The organism is Shimia sp. Alg240-R146, from assembly GCF_947331465.1.
In the GTDB taxonomy this organism is placed as follows: Bacteria; Pseudomonadota; Alphaproteobacteria; order Rhodobacterales; family Rhodobacteraceae; genus Shimia.
In genome coordinates, this window is sequence record NZ_CAMZOK010000002.1 from 1,166,385 (window position 1) to 1,188,707 (window position 22,323).

Sequence of the window (22,323 nt, forward strand, 5' to 3'; positions counted from 1 at the left end):
TTAGCCCAACCCGTCCAAAACGGCCTGCGCGGCGCGCATCCCCGGTGCCTGCGCGCCTTTGCCCAGACGCGCCATCGTCAACGCCATGGTCTCTGTCTGTTGATCCGGTGCCGCCAGCACCCCGACGAGCGCCTCCGCGATTGGACCCGTCTGAAACGCGGGGCCCAAAAACTCTGGCACCAGACGCGTGTCCGTCACAAGGTTCACCAGCGTCACCGTGTCGATCAAGGCCATGCGGCTCATGATCTGCCAGCTCAGCCAGCTCATGTCATAGGCGACCACCATCGGCGTCGCGCTGGCTGCCAGCTCCAATGACACCGTACCCGACGCTGCCAAAGCCACATTTGCCGCCCCAAAGGCCGCGCGTTTTTCCGCAAGCGCCGCCGCTTGCAGCTGCCCGCGCGGGTCCAGCACGATGGGTGCCACCGGCCAATCCGCCGTGATCTCTTTCACCTTATCCGCCACCGGCGCAGCGGCGGGCACAACCACCTGCAAGTCCGGCACGGCCTGCTTCACTTGTGCGGCCACGTCACCAAAGGTCTGCGCCAACCGGTCAACTTCGGACCGCCGCGACCCGGGCAAAGCCAACAGAACCGGCGCATCGCCAATCCCATGTCTTGTGCGAAAATCTATGCACGCGTCTCGCGTGGCCACCGGCTCGCTCACCACCGGATGTCCGACAAAATCGCAGCGCACACCGGCGCGCTCCATATAGGGCGGCTCAAACGGCAACAGCGCCAACACCTGATCGATAACTTTGGCCATTTTCACCGCGCGTTTGGGCCGCCAAGCCCAAACCGAAGGCGCCACATAATGTACCGTGCGAATGTTGCTGACCTTTTTGATCTCTTTCGCCACCCGCAAACAAAAATCGGGGCTGTCGATGGTGATCACCACATCCGGTTTCATCGCCAACGCCGCTTGCGCGGTTTGATGCATACGCTTCAGCAAGTGCCGATATTTTGGCAGCACCTCGGCGATGCCCATCACGCTCAGCTCATCCATTGGAAACAGGCTGTCCAGCCCCTGCTCTTGCATCAAGGGCCCGCCAACTCCGGCAAACGTCACCTCTGGCAGCAAAGCCTGCAAGCCTTCCATCAGCGCCGCGCCCAGCCGGTCACCTGACATCTCGCCCGCGACCAGAAACACCTTCATCACACCACTTGCCCCACAAGGAACAATCCGCTGTCTTCCAACGCCTGCCGGGTTGCTTCGCGATCAATCATCAACACTTTGTGCGCCGCGACCACCAAACCGGCCAAACCGGCTTTGGCGGCTGAATGCACCGTGTCCGGTCCGATCGCAGGCATGTCCATTCGCAGGTCCTGGTTTGCCTTTGGCATCTTCACGAACACGCCTTTGCCCCGCCGCAAATGCGGGGGCGTTTCGGCCACAAACCGCAACAAAGCGTCCGAACCCTGCAACGTCTCAATGCCCAGACACAGGCCAGCGGCCACAACCGCGCCCTGCCCGACATCCAGCGGCGACAAGGCCACCAATATGTCCTGTGCTTTCTTTGCGTCTTCCAACAGGGCGGCATCCGGTTCCGGGCCGGCAAAAAGCCCCTCCGGCACACAGATCTGTTGCAGCACCTCATGGGCGCCAACAACCTCAAACCCCTGCTCTTCAAACACTGCCACAATCAAGCGCAACAACGCATCGTCGCCCTGCTGCATCGCCGCCATCAGGCGCGGCGCAATCGACATCATTCCGGCATCCATATCAGCTGGATTGAGCGCTGGCCGCCCCAATCCACCGGCAAAGACCACACGGGTGACACCGGCGTCTTTCAGCGCCTGCCAGATGCCGCCCATCTTTGCGATACTGTGCAGGTGCACCGGATCAGGCATCTCGTGGGCAACGCCTTCAAAAACCACGCGCACCGCGTCCGGCTCGGCCTGCGCCAACATCACCGGCAGCGCGCCTCCACCGCTCAAAATGGCCAAATCGCTCATTGTTTACCTCGGTGTCAGGAAAGAACGGTCCGTGTCGCCCATTACAAAGGCCACAATTTCCTGTACATAATCGCTGTCACTTTCGTCGCCCAATCGGCGCGCGCGTTCCTGAAAGGCACCTTCACCCTGCGCCAGCATCTGAAACGCAGCCCTTAACGCGGTGATATCCGCCCGCGCCACGCCTCGTCGTTTTAGACCCACAAGATTGAGACCGTCCAATTCGCCGCGTGGCCCCTGCACAAGCCCGTATGGGATGACGTCGTTGGTGACCATGGTCACAGCCCCAATGATGGCACCTTTGCCGATGCGCACCCATTGATGGATGCCGCACAATCCGCCGATAATCACATCATCCTCGATGACACAATGTCCGGCCACCGCGGCCGAGTTCACCACAATCACCCGATCGCCAATCTGCGCGTCATGCGCGATGTGGCAGCCGGCCATGAACAGCCCGTCGTCACCAACTCGCGTGACTCCGCCGCCACCTTCGGTACCGGAGTTCATCGTCACGTGCTCGCGGATACGGTTGCGCGCGCCAATCACCAACCGGCTGTGCTCACCGCCAAACTTAAGGTCCTGTGGAATTTCGCCAATCACCGAGAAGGAAAACACCACGGTTTCTGGCCCGATTTCCGTCTGGCCCGTCACCACCACGTGGCTCTTAAGCTCCACGCCGGCCTGCAAAACAACGCTGGACCCTACAACGCAGAATGGGCCGATTACACAGCCCTCTCCGATCACTGCCCCGTCTTCGATGACGGCGCTCGCATGTATCTGCGCACTCGCGGCAATCGCCATTTGGCTTACTCCTTGGGAAGATCCATCATCGCGGTAAATTCAACTTCGCACGCGACATCACCGTCCACAGTTGCGGTACCCGCAAATTTCCAGACTTTGCCGCCCGGTTTGCCGCGGGTTGTGGTGAGTTGCATTTCAAGCACATCACCCGGCACAACCATGCGGCGGAACTTACACTTGTCGATGCCCATGAAATAGACCAGCAGGTTCTTGTCCGCCATGTCTAGCGCCACGCCCACCATAACCGCAGATGTCTGCGCCATCGCCTCGACGATGGTCACTCCTGGCATAATAGGCTTACTTGGAAAGTGCCCCTGAAAATGCGGCTCGTTCATGGTGACATTCTTGATGCCACGCGCGCTTTGATATCCGTCGATGTCGACAACTTTATCCACCAGCAAAAACGGATAGCGGTGGGGAATGATCCGTTGGATCAGGCCAATATCGGCGCTCTTAAGATCGTCTGCCATGATCAGCTCCTACAAATCCTTGATGTTACATGCTTCCTAGCAACCCAGACCAAGCGGGGCAACCACAGCTGCTGTTTTCCATGATTGCAAAGCGGTCCTGGCCGTCAAAACAACCAAGCGTCAAACTAGGGTTCAGAGACCGCCCGCCCGTCGCCCAGCGACGCGTTCAACCGCGCAATCGCTTCCTGAGTTATGTCGACTCGATCGCTTGACACGAGCACCGTGCGGCGCTCCAAAATTAGCGCGGCACCGGTTTCAAGCATCAACTCCGACAGGATTGGTCGCGCCGCTTGTACAAACACACTGCGTTCGCGTTCGTTCAACTCGTTCAGTTCCCGAAACCTTGCATCCTGCTCCTCGCGAATGCCACGTACTTTGACGTCAAACGCCTTTGCCAGAACGCTAAACTCCGCCGCAGACATGGTTTTGCGTTTTTCGGTAAGGTTCTGTTCTTCTTCAGACAGCGTGTCTTCCATCTGCGCGTTGCGCACAATCAACTCGGCGCGCAATGTCGCAAGATCTGCTGCGACGCGTTGCCCAAACAGCGACTCGGTGAACATTCTGTCACTCTCAATCACCAGGATTGAGGTCCCCGCCAGCGACTGTTCCTGCGCGTTGGTGATGCTGGCGTGTATTGCCAGCATCATCAGCAGAAGCGTTTTCGCAAACGTGGTCTGCATCACAACTTAGAACGTCGCGCTGATCGTAAAGTTGAAGTTCTGTTCACGGTCATATTGCTCTTTCTTCAGCGCCTTGGTGAAATTGAACCGGAGTGGTCCAATTGGCGTGTCCCAGAAAATCGAGAAGCCGATCACGTGGCGCAAAGAGAATTCGTCATACAGAACCGCATCGCCATTCGCGCTGGTTGTCTGATCCAAGCCCCACAGTGATCCAACGTCGTAAAACAGGCCGCCTTTGATCCCGATTTCTTCCGGAATGCCCAGCGGGAATTCAGCTTCAAACCGTGCCACGGCATAGAAGTTGCCGCCCAGACCATCATCGTAGCTGCCGCCTGCGTCCCGCTGCCTCGGTCCAATACCATATGGATCAAAACCGCGCATGATGTTTGAGTTCAATTGAAAGCGGTCATAGATACGGCTGTTAGAGTCAGGTGAGAAAAGCACCCCGCCTTCTAAAACCGCTCTGAGGGTGACTTCTTCATACCAAACTTTGGTTTCAGCCACCGCCTTGCCGGTTGTTTTGACATAGGTGTAGTCGCCGCCTACACCACCAAAATCCTGAGCAAACTCAAGCAAAACGCCTTTGTTGACGTCCAACCCTGTTCGGCGGGTGTCGTAAATATAGGTATACCCGACAGAGCTATCCCATCTATCGCCGCGCCCGGCTTCTTCGTCAATTATCGAGCCCGGACTCTCCTCACCGGTCAAAATTTCCATATCCACGTTTTTCAAAGTGTACCGAAACTGCATCCGGCCAAATTCACTTACCGGAAAGAAAAACGACGGCTTAATCTCGCCCACTGTGTTGGTAAAGCGTGTTTCGCTGTTTTCAGTTTCCACGTACGCCAGATTGATGCCCGCCGACAAATCACGACCCAGAAACGCCGGTTCGCGGAACGACAAGCCGTAGTCTTTCAAATCAGACGATGTCGAGAACGAAAAGCCGAACTGTTGTCCGCGGCCTAAGAAGTTTTTCTCATTGAAACGCACAACAAGGCCAAAGCCATCGTTGGTCGAATATGTACCACCAAATGACAACGATCCGGTCGGCTGCTCCACCACGTCCACGTCGACAATTACCTGATCCGGCGCTGTGCCCTCACGCGCGTTTACATCGACACCGGCAAAATAGCCCAATGCCCGGATACGTTCGGCACTTTCGCGAATTTCACGCGGGTTAAAGGCGTCGCCCTCTACAATGCGGAACTGCTGACGGATCACCCGATCCAGCGTCGTTGTGTTGCCTTCCACGTCGATGCGTTCAACAAATATCCGTGGTCCTTTGACCAAGGCGAATTCCACATTAAGCGCCAGATCACGGTCGTTGCGTACAATACGTGGATCAATGCGCAAAAAGTCATGGCCCTCACGCAGGGCCAGTCGCTCAAGGCGCGCAATGGTGTTTTCCACCAACACTGGCGAATAGGTTACTCCGGGCTTCAATCGCAGAGCATCGAGATAAGGCTGCGCATCAACCCCATCAAACTCGCTGACAACTGTGATATCTCCGAAGGTGAACTGTTGCCCTTCCTCGATATTGAATGTCAGGAAATAACCGTCACGCTCGCGCGACAACTCTGCGTTGACCCCGGTGGTGCGGAAATCCACATAACCTCGGGATAGGTAGAAATCGCGCAACACTTGTTTGTCAAATTCGATGCGATCCACAACAAGCGTGTCCGACCGAAACAATGCACGCAGCAGACCGGCTTGTTTCGTCTGCAAAACCTGACGCAAACGGCGATCGCTGAATTGCTGGTTGCCGACAAATCCAAGACGCTCGATCTCGGTAATGCCGCCTTCAAAGATCTCAAAAACCAGATCGGCGCGGTTATCGCTGCGGCGAATGATGCGCGGCTCAACACGGGCGGCCAAACGACCGCTTTCCGAATAGGCTTGCGTGATCCTTGCCGCATCGCGCTCAGCGACCGATGGGTTGAGAACCCGCCGGGGCTGCGATTCAATCAAGGCTTCCAGCGCATCGTCTTTCAGCCGCGCATTGCCTTCAAAATTGATCCGGCTAATCGTCGGGTATTCCGAAACCTTGATCACCAGCGTACCGCCGCTTGGGACCATCTCAACCGTCTCAAACAGACCGCTTGCCAACACACGCTGATAGGCCGCGTTCAACTGACCGGCGGTCAAGGTCTGGCCCTTCTCGATTCCCGCATAGGTGACGATGGCCGTAGATTCGATCCGCTGGTTGCCTTCCACCCTAATGGTGTTGAAAGCATAACTCTGCGCTGAGGCAATCGTCGGCAGAACGATCAACAACGCTGAAATCAATAGAAAAATACCGATGGCAATCTGTTTAAACTGCCCACTTACACTGCCCTTGGCGACCGCCAAAGCCCGAGTTTGTTTGGTCATTCCCAAACCCCTCCAGAACATCCCTCTTGGACTGTGAGTATCGGGTCTGAATGGAGTTGTCAAAAGAGCAAACAGCGCAAACAGTTACGTTGCGCTGAGAAGAGTTATCCACAGGGGTTGGTAGCGCCTGGAATTCCGGCCACAGGATTTAGTGTCTCACGCGACAAAATCCAAAATTGCCGATCCGGGCAAACCGGCCTCAGAACGGGCCGAAGGCCATGCCGATAGAATAGCCCAATGACAGGCCCGCCAAAATAGCAGAGGGAAACAACAAGCGTTCCCAATTGATGTCGATCAGCAAACCAAGCGCGCGGTATCCGTCTTCGATTGTGTGCATCTTACCATTCCGTACTTTCGTCCGAGTAAGAACTAGCAAGTGAATTGGGCAAAATTAGGGCGCCATCGCCCGAATGCGCATCACCGGCACAGGAACAAATCGTTGAGCAGGCCAAACAACATCAGCCCCAATACAAGCGTCAGCCCCACGCGCATCAGAACATCAAGCCAGCTGTCGCTTGGCGGACGGCCCGTGACCGCTTCATAGCCGTAAAACACCAGATGGCCACCATCCAGCATGGGAATCGGGAACAGGTTCAACATGCCAATCGCGGTTGAAATCACAGCCACGAACCAAAAGAAGCTCGTGCCGCCACGCGACGCCATTTCACCCGCTGTTTCTGCGATGCCCACAGGCCCGGACAGGTTGCAGGAACTGATGGCCCCTGTCAGCATGTGATAAAGGCCGGACACCGATCCCGACGCCACGCGCCAGGTCTGCTCAACCCCTACTCGCATCGCATCTGTAGCGCCCACCCATTCGGTGGCTTCCGGCTCAAACGCCAGCCCACCGGTCACGCCAATCCGCCAAAACGTTTCGAACCCGCCGCCCTCTTTGGGCTCATCGGATCGTTTCGGCGTCAGCTCAAACGCCATCTGTTCGCCATCGCGCACCACGTCCAACGCCAGTGTCTTGCCGCCCCCGCCTTCAACCGCTTGCTGCAGTTGCTTAAAGGATGCAATCGCGGACCCATCGATGGCGATGATCACATCACCTACTTCAAGTCCGGCATTGCGCGCCGCAGACCGTGGCACAACGCTGTGCACCACTGGTGTATTGAAATACGGGCCGGTAACGTTCAGCGTCTGGCCGTCGCGTTCCACGACGTAATTCAGCGGATCGGTGACTTCCATGTCATTCCAGAAGGCATCGTAGTCCGCTCCATCGGACGTCATCGGCACATCGATGCCGTTCACCGAAACAACCGTGTCGCCTTCCTGAAGCGTGTAGGACTTGTGTGGCATTTCAAACAACTTGCCGATCACCAGCTTGTCGCCCGTCTGCCCGCTCACCATGATCACCGCCGCAAACAAGAAAATCGACAGGATGAAGTTAAACACCGGTCCCGCCGCCACTGTGGCCGCCCGCGCCCACAAAGGCGCTCCGTGCATGGTGGCCCGCAACTCCGTCTCGTTTAGCCCTTCCATGGCGTCTGCGTCTTTGCCACTGGCGGCGTTCGCATCGCCTTTGAATTTCACATACCCACCCAACGGGATGGCCGCGATCTGCCAGCGCATGCCGCGCTTGTCGACGCGAGAATACAACACCGGTCCAAAGCCGATGGAAAACACATCCGCTCCGATTCCGCTCCAGCGGCCCACGATGTAATGTCCGTACTCATGGATCGCGACCACAATCGACAAGGCCACGATAAACGACAACACGGTCATTGAACCGTTGCCAAAACCGGAAAGAATTGCGGAAAAGTCCAAAGCGTGCCCTACCTGTTTTGTTCTTTTATGACCTCAAGGGCCGTCTTGCGTGCCAGATGGTCGGTTTCAATCACCGTATCAAGGGTCATTTCGGCATTCTTAAGGCATTGTGATCCGGAAAGACGTTCCAGCGCCTCTTCAACCACTTCTGCCATCTGCAAAAAACCGATCCGATGGCCAATGAATCCGTCCAAGGCCACTTCTTTGGCTGCGTTAAACACAGCGCCAGCGTGCCCACCTGTCGCCAGCACCTCATGCGCCAACCTGAGAGCGGGATATCGTTGTAAATCCGGATCCCTAAAATGCAGCGCGCCAATTTTGGCCAGATCCAGCCGCGCCACCGGCAACTTACGCCGCTCGGGATAGTGCAGCGCATAGCCAATCGCATGGCGCATATCAGGGGGTCCTACGTGTGCCATCAGCGCACCGTCATTAAACCCAACCAGCGCATGCACCATCGATTCCGGGTGCACCAGCACTTCGATCATCTCATGCGGGCACTGGAAAAATTCTTTGGTCTCAATAACCTCAAGCGCCTTGTTGAACATCGACGCGCTGTCGATCGTAATGCGCTGCCCCATGTTCCAATTGGGATGACTGCTGGCCTGTTCGGGCGTGGCCTTGGCCATATCTTCCAGCGCCCAATCGCGAAAAGCGCCGCCGCTCGCGGTGATGATGATGCGCTCCACGGCGCTCATGTCTTCGCCCACCAGGCCCTGAAAAACCGCCGAGTGTTCGCTGTCCACAGGAAGGATCTGTCCGTCTGACTTTGCGGCGGTCTGCATTATCAGGGCGCCGGCTGTCACCAGCGATTCTTTATTGGCCAACGCCAGCGTCGCGCCTTGCTCCAACGCCACCAGACCCGGACGCAGCCCCGCTGCACCGACGATGGCGCTCATCACCCAATCAGCAGGCCGCGCCGCCGCCTCAGCAATGGCCTCTGCCCCCGCTGCTGCGGCCACATCAGACCCTGCAAGCGCTGCACGCAACTCTTCCAGCCGCGACTCATCTGCTGTCACCGCCACGTCGGCCCCCAGACGGCGCGCGTCTTTTGCCAACTGCGCAATATTCTGACCGCCACTCAACGCCACAACGTCATAGGCGTCCGGCTCCCGAGCGATCAAATCAATGGTGTTTTGACCAATCGAGCCGGTGGCCCCAAAAACGGAAACTTTTCTCATAGTGCCGGCAATCCCAACACAGCCCCCAGAAGCAGTACAAACAATGCCCCCGCCATCATCGCGTCAAACCGGTCCAGCAATCCGCCGTGCCCCGGTATCAAGTCGGAACTGTCTTTGACCCCTGAGCGACGCTTGATCGCGCTTTCCGCAGCGTCCCCCATTTGAGAAGCCAAACTCGTCAGCATGCTGAGAACAACCAGAGGCAACCCGCCAAAGACCAAGCCGACGCCAGCTGCGGCGATCCATCCGGCCACTGTCCCCGACCAGGTCTTTTTCGGACTTACCTTGGGCCAAAATTTCGGCCCGCCAAGAGTTCTGCCAGCAAAATATCCGGCCACGTCCGTCGCAACGACAACCGACACAAGCCATAGCACCCAATAAATGCCGCGCACATCTCTCAGCACAATCAACCCATAACAGGACAACATCAATGCCGAGCCGTAAGCCAAGTAAATCAAACGATCTTTTTTAAGTTGAGAGACGCCGGCGAAGGTCACTGCCAGCAACACCGGCAGCTTAAATTCCCAAGGCACATACGGAACGCACACCATCGCAACACCCGCCAAAGCGCCGATTGGGATCGCAACTTTCGGCCCGCCGCCCAGCATACGGGTCAATTCCCACATCATGCCGCCGCCCACAAGCGCGACAAAGACATGAAACCATATGCCGCCAAGCCAAATTGCCGCCGCTCCGACCAGCACCAAAACAAGCGCCGACAGCACCCGCGCCCGCAAGTCGCTCCACTTATTGGCGCTCAAACTCACGCAGGTACCGCACCAAAGCGCCGCTCGCGGGACGAATAGGCCCCCACCAGCTCGCCAAATTCCTCCCTGGAGAAATCCGGCCACAGCGTGTCGATAAACTCATATTCCGCATAGGCGGACTGCCAGAGCAAAAAGTTCGAAATCCGCGCTTCACCGCTTGTCCGAACAACCAGATCCGGATCCGGCAACACATATGTGTCGAGGTATTTCGGCAAGGTCTCTTCCCCCACATCTTCGGGTTTGAGGTTGCCGTCCGCCACATCCTGCGCCAGCCGCCGCGTGGCGCGGGCCACTTCGTCGCGACCGCCATAGTTCAGCGCAATGGTGAGATGCACACCATCATTTTCCTGCGTCATCTCTTCGAGCTCGTCCATTAAGGCACGCAGCTTTTCGTCCAGCCGCGGACGGTCGCCGATAAAACGCACCCGCACACCTTCCTCCTTAAGCGCGCGTGCCTCCTTGCGAATATAGCGCCGGAACAGGCTCATCAAACCCGCCACCTCGGATTGGGTACGTTTCCAGTTTTCTGTCGAAAATCCGAATATTGTCAGGTATTTAACGCCGAATTCGGGGCAAGCTCGGACGATTTCCTTGACCCGCTTCGCGCCCGCATGGTGACCAAACAAACGCGGGCGACCCCGCGCCTGAGCCCATCGGCCATTGCCGTCCATAATGATGGCCACATGTTTGGGACCATGCAGCGGTACGCTCGCGATTTCGGACATATTCAGACCTGCATGATTTCTGCTTGTTTGTTCTCAAGCGCGGCATCGACCGATTTGATAAACGTGTCGGTCAGATCCTGCACTTCAGATTCCCAGATCTTTTGGTCATCTTCAGACATGCCATCGTTCTTGGCTTTCTTGATCTGGTCCATACCGTCCCGACGCACATTGCGGATCGACACACGTGCGCTTTCTGCATATTGCGCGGCAACACGCGCCAACTCGGTGCGACGCTCTTCGTTCAATTCAGGGATCGGCAGCATCACAATGGTGCCGTTGGTCTGCGGGTTGATCCCAAGACCAGAGTTCATGATCGCCTTTTCCACGGCGCTCACCAACGATTTGTCCCAGACGTTTACCGTCACCATGCGCGGTTCCGGCACGTTCACAGTGCCAACCTGATTGATAGGTGTTTTGGAGCCATAGGCATCCACCATCACCGGCTCCAGCATCGTGGCCGAGGCCCGTCCGGTGCGCAACGAGGCGAATTCAGTTTTCAGGGCTCCCATCGCGCCATCCATACGGCGGCTCAGGTCGTCGGTGTCAATTTCGATATCTTGTTCGGACATTGCTGCTCTTTCGATCGTTCACTGTCTCGTCACGCAAGCTCTTAGGCGACTTACAAAAGGTTGTATAGCACGACGCCCCAACGGTGAAGACCCGTGACCGTATTCCTCAAATCTCACACCCAAACTCTTTAAAGCAAGCGCTCCACCGCTCATTGAGCCCGCCGGCTGCCGGCCCAATTTCGCGAATTCTTGGACACATGCACCACTGCGCCCCATTGGCGGGCGCAGTCACGGGCGGAAAATCGACGTTCAGCTGACCTTGGTATAGGTGCCCTTGCCCGCAAGGATGCCGCGGAACCCGCCCGGCTCATCCATGTTGAACACGATCAGCGGCAGATTGTTGTCACGCGCCAACGCAATCGCGCTCGCGTCCATCACCTTCAAACGCTTGGCCAGAACTTCGTCATAGCTGACTTCGTCATAGCGCACTGCGTCATCAAATTCCTGCGGATCTTTGTCATAAATCCCGTCCACACCGTTTTTGCCCATAAAGATCGCCTCACAGGCCATCTCGTTGGCGCGCAGGGTCGCGGCTGTGTCGGTGGTGAAATACGGGTTGCCGGTACCGGCTGCAAAAATACACACACGCTTTTTCTCAAGGTGGCGCACCGCGCGGCGGCGAATATAAGGTTCGGCCACCTCATCCATGCGGATCGCGCTGATCACGCGGGTAAAAACGCCCTGTGTCTCAAGCGCGCTTTGCATCGCCAGCGCGTTCATCACTGTGGCCAACATGCCCATGTAATCTGCGGTGGTGCGTTCCATGCCCTGCGCGGCGCCGGACAGACCGCGAAACACGTTGCCGCCCCCGATCACCATACAGATCTCAACACCAAGCTCATGCACGGTTTTGATTTCCTTGGCGACGCGTTCAATTGTTGGCGGGTGCAGGCCGTATCCCTGATCCCCCATCAGCGCCTCCCCCGAAATCTTGATCATCACACGGTTGAAAGTGGTGTCATTCGAGGAAGCGGAGTCGCTCATGTTGCATGTCCTTGCAGCGTCGATTTAGGATTGCGCGCAAAATGTCGGAAAACGCGGGCAGGTTCAATGCGAGAGTTCCCGACAATGGCATTAATCTGCATGACGTCTGGACACTCTATGACCACCCTGCCCTCAATTGCGCCCGATCAGCCCGTTCTGATCGCTGGCCCCACTGCCAGCGGCAAGAGCGCGCTCGCGCTTGAAATCGCCGAGACACAAGGCGGTGTGGTGATCAATGCCGACGCGATTCAGGTCTATGACAACTGGCAAGTTCTGACCGCACGCCCACCTGCCGAAGACATCGCCCGCGCCCCACATCTGCTTTATGGCCACCTGCCCTATGACGCCGACTACTCAGTCGGCCATTGGCTGCGCGAGGTTGCGCCCCTCCTCACTGCCGGACAGCGCCCTATCATCACCGGCGGCACGGGGCTCTATTTCACAGCACTCACGCAGGGCCTCGCCGAAATTCCGCCCACGCCAGCCGGGTTGCGCGAGACCGCCAACGCCCGTGTTGCCTCTGAGGGCTTCGAAGCTTTGCTGGCCGAACTCGATCCCGAAACCACCGCGCGGATTGATGTGCAAAATCCGATGCGGGTGCAGCGCGCGTGGGAAGTGCTCACCGCCACCGGTCGCCCGCTTGCGGCGTGGCAAGACGACACCCCGCCGCCGCTACTGCCTTTGCCCGACACTTTACCAATCGTGTTTGACACCGACAAAGACTGGTTAAACGAGCGCATCGCGCGGCGCTTTGACGTGATGCTGGCCCAGGGCGCGTTGGAAGAGGCCCGCGCCAACCTTGATATGTATGATCCGCAAATGCTGTCGATGAAGGCCATCGGCGCGCCGGAATTGATCGCCCATCTGCGGGGTGAAACCACGCTGGATCAAGCCCGTGAAGCGGCCACAATCGCCACCCGCCAATTCGCCAAACGGCAGCGCACGTGGTTCCGATCCAAGATGTCGGGCTGGGTCAAATACCAACCTGCCGTCTGATTACCTCTAAGATGATCAACCAATACTTGCAATTTTCGGACAATTGTGGACATTTAGCCGCCAAATGGTTGGGAAAAATGTAAAAATACCGTCATTCATGACAAAATCCGGTGCTGGCGGCATGGCTGCCCCACCGCCCAAAACGCCTGCCATTTCAAAACCTTCGCCGAAACCTGCACCGCAGCGCGCTTCGGCTATGGCGGGCCAGCCGTCGCGTATGCAACCGTCGCCAGCCGGCTTTCTCGACCTGCACCCGGCCCCGCACCAACCGCTGCCGCAACCGCTGGTGCACACCATCGCCCAGCACACCGCTGGCGCGCCCTGGATGCTGGAATTGCTGCATGTCCGAACCCACCACATTCTGATCTGGACCACCCGTGGCCAAGGCCGTGTCCTGCTCAACGGCGTGCGGCGCGGCTTTGGCACCCACAACGCCATCTTTGCTCCGGCAGGGAAACTCCTGTCCATTGAACTGGGACTGCAGGTTCAAGGTCAGATTGCGCTCATTCCTGCGGATGAGCGGTTCTCCTTCCCTGACCGCGCCCAGCATTTGCGGCTTCAGGACGGAACCGAGCAGCTTGAATTCATCGCAATCCTCGACGCCTTACGGCGCGAGCTGCATGAAAACCGCCCCTTCATAGCGGAGGCGCTCAATGCCCACACCCAGCTTTTGTCGGTCACGCTGCGCCGCGACCTGCTCTCTGCAGACGATCCCCTCCCCGCAAAAGCAGCCCAAAAACTGACCCGCGCCTATGGTGATCTGCTCTCCAAGTCTTTCACCGAAGGCCACACAATGGCATGGTATGCCAACCAACTTGGTGTCACGCCGACCCACCTCAGCCGCGTCTGCCGCCAATCTGCCGGTATGACCGCCGCCGACATGCTGTCTCAGCTGATTCAGCATCGCGCCCGTCTTCTTCTGATCACAACAGACCGTCCAATGCGCATCATCGCCGAAGATCTCGGCTTTGGCAGTGCCGCTTATTTTACCCGCTTCTGCCAGCAGCATTTCGGTGCCCCGCCCAGCCAGATTCGCAAACAAACCCGTCCCTCCAAAAACACCTCCAAATCGCACGGTTGACCAACGCGTCACCCGCGCCCAAAGCCAGGATTCGACATCACGATGTCGCTTTTGGGCCACCTAATGACGATCACCGCCGTTGACGTGACGGCGGTGGATATGCCCGAATGAAGGCCAAGACCAGAGATCGGGGCACACGTATGCCTCGGCAGATGACCAACAGTTGTTCAGCACGCAACCGGTTTGCCAATGGAGGGGCAAAGGCCGCGCGCCAGCCAGACAAGCCGGCACACTCCTTCAAACGAGTCCGGCTCACACCCGTCTGACCCCTTCTGCGTATGCTGAATGCACCACTCGGGACCGGCACCAAATGTCGGCGACCACTGCACGTCTGCCTAGACAGGCGGCAGAAAACAGGGAACCGGCGCGCCCGTCCCAGGGCCGCGTCTGACAAGGGGAGCACATGGGACTTTTTATCCTGCGACGATTCGGGATGATGCTGGTGACGGCACTTTGCCTGACCTACATCGTCTTCTTCATGACCAATCTTTATCCAAACCTGGAAAAATTGGCCAAAACCCAAGGCAACTTCCGCATGAGCGAGGAAGCCGTCGACAGCTTCCTTGGTGATCGCGGCTACTTGCAGCCAACACCTATCAAATATTTGCAATGGCTCGGCGTTCTGCCCGGCTTTTCCAAAGAACTCGAGGATGGGCGTCTGCTCGGCAAATGTGTGCGTCCCGGCGTTGCTCCCGAAGATACGCCAAGATACTGCGGCATCCTGCAAGGTGACTGGGGCTTTTCGACAGTTTCCAAGGCGCCTGTGGCTGACGTGCTCGGCTCACGGCTCGCCAACACAGGCAAGCTGATGTTCTGGGTTATGGTGGTCATGGTGCCCTCAGCACTCGTAATCGGCGTTCTGGCGGGCATGAAAGAAGGCTCTCGGACCGACCGCTCGCTCTCAACGGTTTCGATCTTGTCCACAGCAACGCCAGAATATGTGTCGGGCGTGATTTTCATCGCCCTCCTGGCCTCAACCCGCAACGGACTTGGACCGTGGCTGCACGAGTTGGGCCTGATCGAAGGCAAGGCGCTCTTCAAAGGCACCGCCAAATCGGCCATGGACGGCATCACGTTTAAAAACTTCACGCTGCCGGTGGTCACCATCGCGCTTTATGGCATGGGCTACATCGCCCGCATGACCCGCGCCTCGATGGCCGAGGTCATGACCGCGCAGTACATCCGCACCGCGCGCCTCAAGGGGGTGAGCTTCCGCAACATCGTGATGAAACACGCGTTGCGCAACGCTTTGATCGCGCCATTCACCGTTATCATGTTGCAGTTCCCGTGGCTGCTGAACGGCGTGGTGATCGTGGAAACGCTGTTTAGCTACACCGGCTTTGGCTGGCAGTTGGTGAACGCGGCGGGCAACAATGACATCGAGATGCTTCTGGCGGTCTCGGTGGTCTCGGTCTTCGTGGTTCTGGTGACCCAGCTGATATCCGATATCGGCTACGTCTACCTCAACCCACGCATCCGAATTTCTTAAGGGAGGGTCAGAGACATGGAACCATTAACCTGGACAGGCTCTTTCGGAAACGTCCTCGATCCGATTTTCCAAATCGTCGCTGGATTGTTCCTCGTGGCAGTTCTCGCACAGTTTGTCGGCGCTTACGTCTTCGCGCCGATCAACGATCACTACAATCCGGATGGCACCATCACCCGTGGCAAGGGCGCCAACGCCTCTATTGCGACGGCCCTTCGCTATCTGTTGCTGGCGCTCTGCGCGATCGTAGCAGTCTACATTGTCGCTGGTGTGTTTTCGCCAGTCGGCACCGTCGGTATCCTCGGCGCCGTGGCCAAACAGTTCTCTCCGGTCTGGATTGCACTGCTGGCCACTTTCCTGCTGTCGATCAGCTATAAGCGGCGGCTCGGTCTATACGGCAAACTGTTTGACAGCACCGTCGGCATGATCGGCTTCGCGCTGGTCATGTTCTGGGTATTCACAGCAATCTTTGTGGGCATCTTTGACATGATCGCAGTGCATGACCCGCTCTCGCAGGTCTCGCGCATGAAGAACAAATTGCCCGGCACGCCTTTACCCAGCATCGAAGACGGGCAATACGCCTTCTACTTGTTGGGCGGGGATAACCTCGCACGGGACGTTTTCTCGCGTATGGTGCATGGCTCTGTCATCGTGATCGTCATCGCGCCGTTTGCGACGCTGTTTGCCTTTATGGTCGGCATCACATTGGGCCTGCCTGCTGGCTACTTTGGCGGTAAACTCGACACCTTCTTGTCGTTCCTTGCCAACCTCGTGCTGGCCTTCCCGGTGATCCTGCTCTTCTACCTTCTGGTCACACCAGAGATCGTGGCGACAGGCATTCCGAACTACATGGCGACGGTGCTGTTTGTGTTCCCGATCATATTTGTGGGGATCTTGTTGAACTCGCGGTTCTACACCCGTCCGAAACTGCGGAACCCGCTGTTGTCGGGCGTGCTGTTGGTCATGATCTGGATTTACCTCTCGGCCATTTCCGCACCGGGCACCAAGATCAACCTCCTGCCGGGCGCTATCGATTTGTTCAACATCAACTCGGGCATCCTTGTGGTGTTTGTCTCGGTGGTCTTTGTGAACGCGCCAACCGTCTTCAGGATCGTGCGCGGCCTCGTGCTGGACATTCAGACACGTGACTACGTCGCCGCCGCCCAGACACGGGGCGAAGGTCCGTGGTACATCATGCTGTGGGAAATCCTGCCCAACGCACGTGGCCCGCTGATCGTCGATTTCTGTCTGCGCATCGGCTACACCACGATCCTTTTGGGGACCTTGGGTTTCTTCGGCCTCGGCCTACCGCCTGAGAGCCCGGACTGGGGCACAACGATCAACGACGGGCGCAAGCTCCTTGCGATCTACCCGCACCCGGCCATCGTGCCTGCCATGTCGCTCCTGAGCCTCGTTCTAGGGCTCAACTTGCTGGCGGACGGGCTGCGCGAAGAAAGCCTGCGTGACTGATGACACACGGGGCGGCCCATGCCGCCCCGCTCAATCCATTCAAAGGAAGGCACCAAAGGTTAACGACGGAGACGCAAAAACGCACTGACGCGTTACAGCCGCAATACCGACGCAATACTGACAGGCCTTCCGCCCCAAAAGGGAGAGAGTTAATGAGCAAGATGGCAGAATACGACGGCCCGATCCTTGAGATCGACCGCCTGTCGATATCCTTCTTCACCCGCCTACGGGAAATCCCGGCCGTGATGGATTTTTCGGTCCGCGTCATGCCTGGCGAGGCCGTTGGCCTTGTTGGTGAATCTGGTTGCGGCAAATCCACCGTCGCGTTGGGCGTTATGCAGGATCTTGGTAAGAACGGCGAAATCGTCGGCGGCTCGATTAAGTTCAAGGGCCGTGACCTGTCAGAGATGTCTGACGAAGAACTGCGCGACGTACGTGGCAATGAAATTGCCATGATTTATCAAGAACCTATGGCGTCCCTCAATCCGGCGATGAAGATCGGCAAACAGTTGATGGAAGTGCCGATGATTCACGAAGGTGTAAGCAAGGAAGAGGCCTACAGCCGCGCCTTGGAGGTTGTCACCGACGTGCGCCTGCCTGACCCCGAGCGGATGCTCAACAGCTTCCCGCACCAGCTTTCGGGCGGTCAGCAACAGCGCATCGTGATCGCCATGGCCCTGATGTCCAAGCCAGCGCTTCTGATCCTGGATGAGCCCACCACCGCGCTTGACGTGACCGTTGAGGCCGCCGTGGTCGAGCTGGTCAAGGATTTGGGAAAAAAGTATGGAACATCAATGCTTTTCATCTCCCATAACCTCGGTCTGGTTCTGGAAACCTGCGACCGTTTGTGCGTGATGTATTCCGGCGAAGCGGTCGAACGCGGCTCGATTGAAGACGTGTTTGACAACATGCAGCACCCCTACACGCAGGCTCTGTTCCGCTCGATCCCTCTGCCAGGCGCTGATAAAAACGCGCGGCCTCTTGTGGCCATTCCAGGCAACTTCCCTCTGCCGCACGAACGCCCGCCCGGGTGTAACTTTGGCCCGCGCTGCGACTATTTTGAGGAAGGCCGCTGTGATGCCCAAGACATCCCGATGGTTGGCGTTCAGGGCTACGACCGTCACACCACACGCTGTCTCAGATCAGAAGAAATCGATTGGAACGCGCCAATAACCGTGGGGGAACAAAAGGAAAAAGCCGAGGTCGGCGAAGTTGTTCTGAAGATGGAAAACCTCAAGAAATACTACGAAGTTGCACCAAACGCACTTTTCGGCAGCGGAGAAAAGAAGGTTGTTAAAGCCAACGAAACCCTGAGCTTTGAGGCCCGCGAATCCGAAACCCTCGCCATCGTTGGCGAATCCGGTTGCGGCAAATCCACCTTCGCCAAGGTCCTCATGGGACTGGAAACCGCCACAGAAGGCACCGTGCTTTTGGATGGCGGCGAAATTCAGGACACCCCTATTCAGGAGCGCGACACCAAAACCGTGGCCGATGTCCAGATGGTCTTCCAAAACCCGTTTGATACGCTCAACCCCTCCATGACCGTCGGCCGCCAAATCATGCGCGCGCTTGAAATCTTCGGCGTCGGTGAAAACGAGGCCGGACGCCGCCAGCGCATGCTTGAGTTGCTGGATCTGGTAAAACTGCCCCGCGCATTTGCGGACCGTATGCCAAGGCAGCTGTCCGGTGGTCAGAAACAACGCGTCGGCATTGCCCGCGCCTTTGCCGGCGGCGCCCGCATTGTTGTGGCGGACGAGCCTGTTTCCGCGCTCGACGTGTCGGTGCAAGCAGCTGTGACCGACCTCTTGATGGAGATCCAGCGCGAAGAAAAAACCACGCTCCTATTTATCTCGCATGACTTGAGCATCGTACGCTATCTGTCTGATCGCGTTATGGTTATGTACCTCGGGCATGTGGTGGAAATGGGCACAACCGATCAGGTGTTCTCGCCGCCTTATCACCCCTATACCGAGGCGCTATTGTCCGCTGTTCCTATTGCCGACACATCGGTCGAAAAAGAGCATATTGTTCTCGAAGGCGACATTCCTTCCGCCATGAACCCGCCTCCCGGGTGCCCGTTCCAAACGCGGTGCCGTTGGAAATCCGAAGTGCCAGGCGGACTGTGCGAGCAAGAAGTTCCGCCTGTCCGGATGCTAGAGGGCGACCATCAGGTCAAATGCCACCTCGCAGATGACATCCTCGCGCGTATGACTCCAGTGATCAAAATCGCTGCCGAGTAATCCACCGACACCAATCGCTAGAAAAAAGGGGCGACGCACATCTGCGTTGCCCCTTCTGTTTTAGCTTTATCGCCCATCAAAGGCCCTTTAACCGTCTACACCCATCATAATTTGCGCGTAAAACTGCACAGCGCGCTCCAGATCCGCAATCGAAACACGCTCGTTGATCCCGTGAATACGCGATAGGTCATCCGGACCAAATGTCATTGGATTGAAGCGATAACTGTCATCGGAAATCTTGGAGAAATGCTTGGTATCCGTACCTGCTACGGTCAAGCCCGGAACCAAAATCACATCGCCAAACGCGCCCAAGGTGGCCTGCGCAAGCAATTGAAAACCATCACTTTCCGCGCTCGACACAGGGCTGGGATGGGTCGGTTCACCGCGCATACTCACATCGATATTGGGATTGTCGACCACCGCCTCCACATGCGCGATAACGCTCTCAACGGTGTCGCGCGGATGGATGCGAAAATTCACCACAGCGACGGCTTCTGTCGGCAAGACGTTCTCGGTTAGTGACGCTTGCAACATCGTCGGCGCAGTTGTTGTGCGCAGCATCGCATTGGTCGGCCCTGAGCCCGACAAGATGCCCTCCAAAACAGGGCGGAACAGCCATTGGTTGGCAAAAAGCACCCGTTCCGTCAGACCAAACTCCGGCGCGACGCTGTCGAAAAATTCAGCCGACGCATCCGTCAGTCCACCGGGCACCGGATTGGCCATCAACCGCTCGACCGCCCCTGCAAGCGCGCCCACCGCGGTGTCCGCGGGCGGCAGTGACGAATGCCCACCCGTCGCCTTGGCAGTGATGTTCAGCGTCACATAGCCCTTTTCAGCCACGTTGATTGAGGCCACGGGCGCGGGCAGCCCGGGCAACACATCGTCGAGCACCATTGAGCCTTCGTCCAAGGACCACGCCATCTGCACGCCGCGCGCGCCAAGCAGCGCGACCGCCGCCCCCGCGCCTTTTTGGCCGCCAATCTCTTCGTCGTGACCAAAGATGAAATAGATTGTGCGCTCAGGCTGGAATCCGTCTGCAATTAGCGTTTCCGCCGCTTCCAACAGGCCAATCACACCAATTTTGTCGTCAATCGTGCCCCGACCCCAAACAAATTCTGCGTCCGTTACGCCCGCAAATGGCGCGTGTTCCCAACGATCCCGCTCCGCTTCCGGCGCAGGCACAACGTCATAATGTCCGGTCATAAGAATAGGTTGCGCGTCGGGGTTTTTGCCATCCCATTTGTAAATCGGCGTCAGGTTGGCCATCTCGCGGCTCATCGTGGTGTGCACCCCCGGGTAGGTCGCCTCAATCCACTCCAAAAAGCCGCGAAACTGGCCTTCTGCCAAAGGATCTGCCAAATGATGTGCCACGGTTTCAAACGTCACGGCTTGGCCCATATTGGCCACGATCCGGTCGATGTTGACATTTACGGTCGGCAAGTCGGCTCTATCCGTCGGCGCATAGTTCGGCGCCTTATAAAGCATTGTTTTCACGGCCAAAACGGCAACCAAAGCCACCAATGCCAGCCCCAAGTATTTCAAAAGTCGCAAGAACATCAAAGTCTCCCCAAAGCGATCTGAATCACTTTAGGGCTGTAAAACGCGTTTAGGCAAAGACGCCCTAACGTCACCTGTCAGTCCGACAGGTGTTCATAACGCGCATCCGTCAGCGTTCTCAAAAATGCCACCAGCGCATCAATCCGTTTGTCATCCAACGCCGGCCCGTCTGTCAGTTCCTCAACCGAAAGCGAATGCATGATCTCCGGCACCCGCCATTTCACATTAGTCTCAGGGTTGATCTGTCGCTTCGGATCCTTGGAATTGTACTTGTTATAAAACAGCACAACCGTGCGCAAATCATCGAACACGCCGTTGTGCATATAGGGCCCCGTGACCGCCACATTTCGCAACGTCGGTGTGCGGAATTTGCCCATCTGATCCAAATCAGTCACATCAGGATGTTGCAACAACCCCTTGTCTGTGCTGCCTTTTGCGCCGTTCACCTCTCGTGCCTCGACATTCACAGGCACCCCGATATTGTGGTACTCATAGTTGGTAAACGTCTCTTTCGGGTGAGTCTGACTGTTGCGCAACTGGTGGCACTCCGCACAATTTGTGAACTGCTCTGAAAAAAACAGAACCCGTCCCAGTTCCTCTTCTTTGGAAAATTCGGTTTCGCCCCGTAAGTAGCGATCATATTTACTGTCAAACGAAGCAAACACATCTGTGCGTTCAAAGGCGGCAATCGCCTTGGTCAGTGCCTCATACCCTGTCTCCGCATCCTGCAGCACATCGGGCGCAAACAGCGCCTCCATGCTGATCACATAGTCAGGATTTTCTTTCAGCCTCGCGACAACCGAAGCCTTGTCCGGCATACCCATTTCTACAGGGTTCAATGGCGGCCCACCCGCCTGCTCTTCCAGGGTATTGGCCCGCCCGTCCCAGAACAGACCGCCCTCGGCATCTCCATCCGGTTCGCGATCAAACCTTGGCACAAAGGCTGCGTAGCTCGCCGTGGGCGTGTTGCGATCGCCCAGCGAGACACCATCATCCCCCAAAGAAACCGCCCGCCTCGCGTCGGTTTCCCGTGGATCGACAAAAGCAAACTCCGGATCATGGCATGTGGCGCAGGATTGCGTACGGTTCAGCGACAGGTTCTCGTCGTGAAACAACGCTTCGCCCAAGGCCTCAAGCCGATCATAGGGCGCGGCGTGGACCACACCGGACACCAAAATCGCGACAAGGGATGTCAAACCTAGCAGGTGTTTCATTCACGTC

At 57.4% G+C, this 22,323-nt stretch carries 20 protein-coding genes; 5 read left to right on the forward strand and 15 right to left on the reverse strand.

Annotated features, from left to right (window positions below; all coding sequences use genetic code 11):
• From lpxB to pyrH, 13 genes are all read right to left on the reverse strand, one after another.
• Positions 1-1,155, reverse strand: a complete 1,155-nt coding sequence (gene lpxB, locus PG871_RS14885) for a lipid-A-disaccharide synthase (protein WP_270730629.1) — start codon at positions 1,153-1,155, stop codon at positions 1-3.
• Entirely contained in the window at positions 1,155-1,955 is an 801-nt protein-coding gene (locus tag PG871_RS14890) for an LpxI family protein (RefSeq protein WP_270730630.1), read from the reverse strand. The genes lpxB and PG871_RS14890 overlap by 1 nt, the downstream gene beginning before the upstream one ends.
• A gap of 3 nt (positions 1,956-1,958) precedes the next feature.
• Positions 1,959-2,756 carry an acyl-ACP--UDP-N-acetylglucosamine O-acyltransferase gene (lpxA, locus tag PG871_RS14895; RefSeq protein WP_270730631.1) on the reverse strand — a complete coding sequence of 266 codons (798 nt, stop codon included), beginning with the start codon at positions 2,754-2,756 and terminating at the stop codon, positions 1,959-1,961.
• Positions 2,757-2,761: 5 nt separating this feature from the next.
• Positions 2,762-3,226, reverse strand: a complete 465-nt coding sequence (gene fabZ / locus PG871_RS14900) for a 3-hydroxyacyl-ACP dehydratase FabZ (RefSeq protein WP_270730633.1) — start codon at positions 3,224-3,226, stop codon at positions 2,762-2,764.
• 125 nt (positions 3,227-3,351) lie between these two features.
• Positions 3,352-3,906, reverse strand: coding sequence for an OmpH family outer membrane protein (locus tag PG871_RS14905; protein WP_270730636.1), 555 nt, complete (start codon positions 3,904-3,906; stop codon positions 3,352-3,354).
• A 6-nt stretch (positions 3,907-3,912) separates the two neighbouring features.
• Entirely contained in the window at positions 3,913-6,276 is a 2,364-nt protein-coding gene (gene bamA, locus PG871_RS14910; RefSeq protein WP_270730638.1) for an outer membrane protein assembly factor BamA, read from the reverse strand.
• Positions 6,277-6,475: 199 nt separating this feature from the next.
• The gene (locus PG871_RS14915; protein WP_270730640.1) at positions 6,476-6,613 is read right to left on the reverse strand and encodes a hypothetical protein; all 138 of its coding nucleotides are present in this window, start codon (positions 6,611-6,613) and stop codon (positions 6,476-6,478) included.
• 80 nt (positions 6,614-6,693) lie between these two features.
• A complete protein-coding gene (gene rseP, locus PG871_RS14920) occupies positions 6,694-8,004 on the reverse strand; it encodes an RIP metalloprotease RseP (protein ID WP_270730642.1) in 1,311 nt (436 codons plus the stop codon).
• A gap of 50 nt (positions 8,005-8,054) precedes the next feature.
• On the reverse strand, positions 8,055-9,227 hold the full coding sequence (gene dxr, locus PG871_RS14925) for a 1-deoxy-D-xylulose-5-phosphate reductoisomerase (protein ID WP_270730644.1): 1,173 nt from the start codon (positions 9,225-9,227) through the stop codon (positions 8,055-8,057).
• A complete protein-coding gene (locus PG871_RS14930) occupies positions 9,224-9,994 on the reverse strand; it encodes a phosphatidate cytidylyltransferase (protein WP_333559681.1) in 771 nt (256 codons plus the stop codon). Before PG871_RS14930 ends, dxr begins: the two co-directional genes overlap by 4 nt.
• Complete coding sequence (locus PG871_RS14935) at positions 9,991-10,719, reverse strand: isoprenyl transferase (RefSeq protein ID WP_270730648.1); 729 nt, start codon at positions 10,717-10,719, stop codon at positions 9,991-9,993. The genes PG871_RS14930 and PG871_RS14935 overlap by 4 nt, the downstream gene beginning before the upstream one ends.
• Positions 10,720-10,721: 2 nt before the next feature.
• Entirely contained in the window at positions 10,722-11,288 is a 567-nt protein-coding gene (frr, locus tag PG871_RS14940; protein WP_270730651.1) for a ribosome recycling factor, read from the reverse strand.
• 249 nt (positions 11,289-11,537) lie between these two features.
• Entirely contained in the window at positions 11,538-12,272 is a 735-nt protein-coding gene (pyrH, locus tag PG871_RS14945) for a UMP kinase (RefSeq protein ID WP_270730653.1), read from the reverse strand.
• A 117-nt stretch (positions 12,273-12,389) separates the two neighbouring features.
• On the opposite strand from pyrH, the gene miaA reads away from it, so the two are divergent.
• The 5 genes from miaA (at position 12,390) to PG871_RS14970 (ending at position 19,545) form a co-directional block, all read left to right on the forward strand.
• The gene (miaA, locus tag PG871_RS14950; RefSeq protein ID WP_270730655.1) at positions 12,390-13,268 is read left to right on the forward strand and encodes a tRNA (adenosine(37)-N6)-dimethylallyltransferase MiaA; all 879 of its coding nucleotides are present in this window, start codon (positions 12,390-12,392) and stop codon (positions 13,266-13,268) included.
• A 97-nt stretch (positions 13,269-13,365) separates the two neighbouring features.
• A complete protein-coding gene (locus tag PG871_RS14955) occupies positions 13,366-14,349 on the forward strand; it encodes a helix-turn-helix domain-containing protein (RefSeq protein ID WP_270730657.1) in 984 nt (327 codons plus the stop codon).
• A gap of 403 nt (positions 14,350-14,752) precedes the next feature.
• Entirely contained in the window at positions 14,753-15,838 is a 1,086-nt protein-coding gene (locus PG871_RS14960) for an ABC transporter permease (protein ID WP_270730658.1), read from the forward strand.
• A gap of 15 nt (positions 15,839-15,853) precedes the next feature.
• Positions 15,854-17,305: an ABC transporter permease gene (locus PG871_RS14965; protein ID WP_270730659.1), complete on the forward strand. Its 1,452-nt coding sequence runs from the start codon at positions 15,854-15,856 to the stop codon at positions 17,303-17,305.
• Between the two features lie 152 nt (positions 17,306-17,457).
• Positions 17,458-19,545 (forward strand): dipeptide ABC transporter ATP-binding protein, encoded by a 2,088-nt coding sequence (locus PG871_RS14970; protein WP_270730661.1) that lies wholly within the window; start codon positions 17,458-17,460, stop codon positions 19,543-19,545.
• A gap of 87 nt (positions 19,546-19,632) precedes the next feature.
• Here the strand turns inward: PG871_RS14970 and PG871_RS14975 are convergent, their stop codons facing one another.
• Positions 19,633-21,102 (reverse strand): M20 family peptidase, encoded by a 1,470-nt coding sequence (locus PG871_RS14975; RefSeq protein ID WP_270730663.1) that lies wholly within the window; start codon positions 21,100-21,102, stop codon positions 19,633-19,635.
• Positions 21,103-21,179: 77 nt separating this feature from the next.
• A complete protein-coding gene (locus PG871_RS14980; protein ID WP_270730665.1) occupies positions 21,180-22,316 on the reverse strand; it encodes a cytochrome-c peroxidase in 1,137 nt (378 codons plus the stop codon).
• Positions 22,317-22,323 lie beyond the last annotated feature (7 nt).

What these genes read in the sequence shown, in the direction of transcription:
- PG871_RS14890 (WP_270730630.1), bottom strand. Translation starts at nt 1,955, where the DNA reads ATGAGCGATTTGGCCATTTTGAGCGGTGGAGGCGCGCTGCCGGTGATG.
- PG871_RS14935 (WP_270730648.1), bottom strand. Translation starts at nt 10,719, where the DNA reads ATGTCCGAAATCGCGAGCGTACCGCTGCATGGTCCCAAACATGTGGCC.
- pyrH (WP_270730653.1), bottom strand. Translation starts at nt 12,272, where the DNA reads ATGAGCGACTCCGCTTCCTCGAATGACACCACTTTCAACCGTGTGATG.
- lpxA (WP_270730631.1), bottom strand. Translation starts at nt 2,756, where the DNA reads ATGGCGATTGCCGCGAGTGCGCAGATACATGCGAGCGCCGTCATCGAA.
- PG871_RS14960 (WP_270730658.1), top strand. Translation starts at nt 14,753, where the DNA reads ATGGGACTTTTTATCCTGCGACGATTCGGGATGATGCTGGTGACGGCA.
- PG871_RS14975 (WP_270730663.1), bottom strand. Translation starts at nt 21,102, where the DNA reads ATGTTCTTGCGACTTTTGAAATACTTGGGGCTGGCATTGGTGGCTTTG.
- dxr (WP_270730644.1), bottom strand. Translation starts at nt 9,227, where the DNA reads ATGAGAAAAGTTTCCGTTTTTGGGGCCACCGGCTCGATTGGTCAAAAC.
- frr (WP_270730651.1), bottom strand. Translation starts at nt 11,288, where the DNA reads ATGTCCGAACAAGATATCGAAATTGACACCGACGACCTGAGCCGCCGT.
- PG871_RS14915 (WP_270730640.1), bottom strand. Translation starts at nt 6,613, where the DNA reads ATGCACACAATCGAAGACGGATACCGCGCGCTTGGTTTGCTGATCGAC.
- bamA (WP_270730638.1), bottom strand. Translation starts at nt 6,276, where the DNA reads ATGACCAAACAAACTCGGGCTTTGGCGGTCGCCAAGGGCAGTGTAAGT.
- miaA (WP_270730655.1), top strand. Translation starts at nt 12,390, where the DNA reads ATGACCACCCTGCCCTCAATTGCGCCCGATCAGCCCGTTCTGATCGCT.
- fabZ (WP_270730633.1), bottom strand. Translation starts at nt 3,226, where the DNA reads ATGGCAGACGATCTTAAGAGCGCCGATATTGGCCTGATCCAACGGATC.
- PG871_RS14980 (WP_270730665.1), bottom strand. Translation starts at nt 22,316, where the DNA reads ATGAAACACCTGCTAGGTTTGACATCCCTTGTCGCGATTTTGGTGTCC.
- PG871_RS14905 (WP_270730636.1), bottom strand. Translation starts at nt 3,906, where the DNA reads ATGCAGACCACGTTTGCGAAAACGCTTCTGCTGATGATGCTGGCAATA.
- PG871_RS14965 (WP_270730659.1), top strand. Translation starts at nt 15,854, where the DNA reads ATGGAACCATTAACCTGGACAGGCTCTTTCGGAAACGTCCTCGATCCG.
- PG871_RS14955 (WP_270730657.1), top strand. Translation starts at nt 13,366, where the DNA reads ATGACAAAATCCGGTGCTGGCGGCATGGCTGCCCCACCGCCCAAAACG.
- lpxB (WP_270730629.1), bottom strand. Translation starts at nt 1,155, where the DNA reads ATGAAGGTGTTTCTGGTCGCGGGCGAGATGTCAGGTGACCGGCTGGGC.
- rseP (WP_270730642.1), bottom strand. Translation starts at nt 8,004, where the DNA reads ATGACCGTGTTGTCGTTTATCGTGGCCTTGTCGATTGTGGTCGCGATC.
- PG871_RS14970 (WP_270730661.1), top strand. Translation starts at nt 17,458, where the DNA reads ATGAGCAAGATGGCAGAATACGACGGCCCGATCCTTGAGATCGACCGC.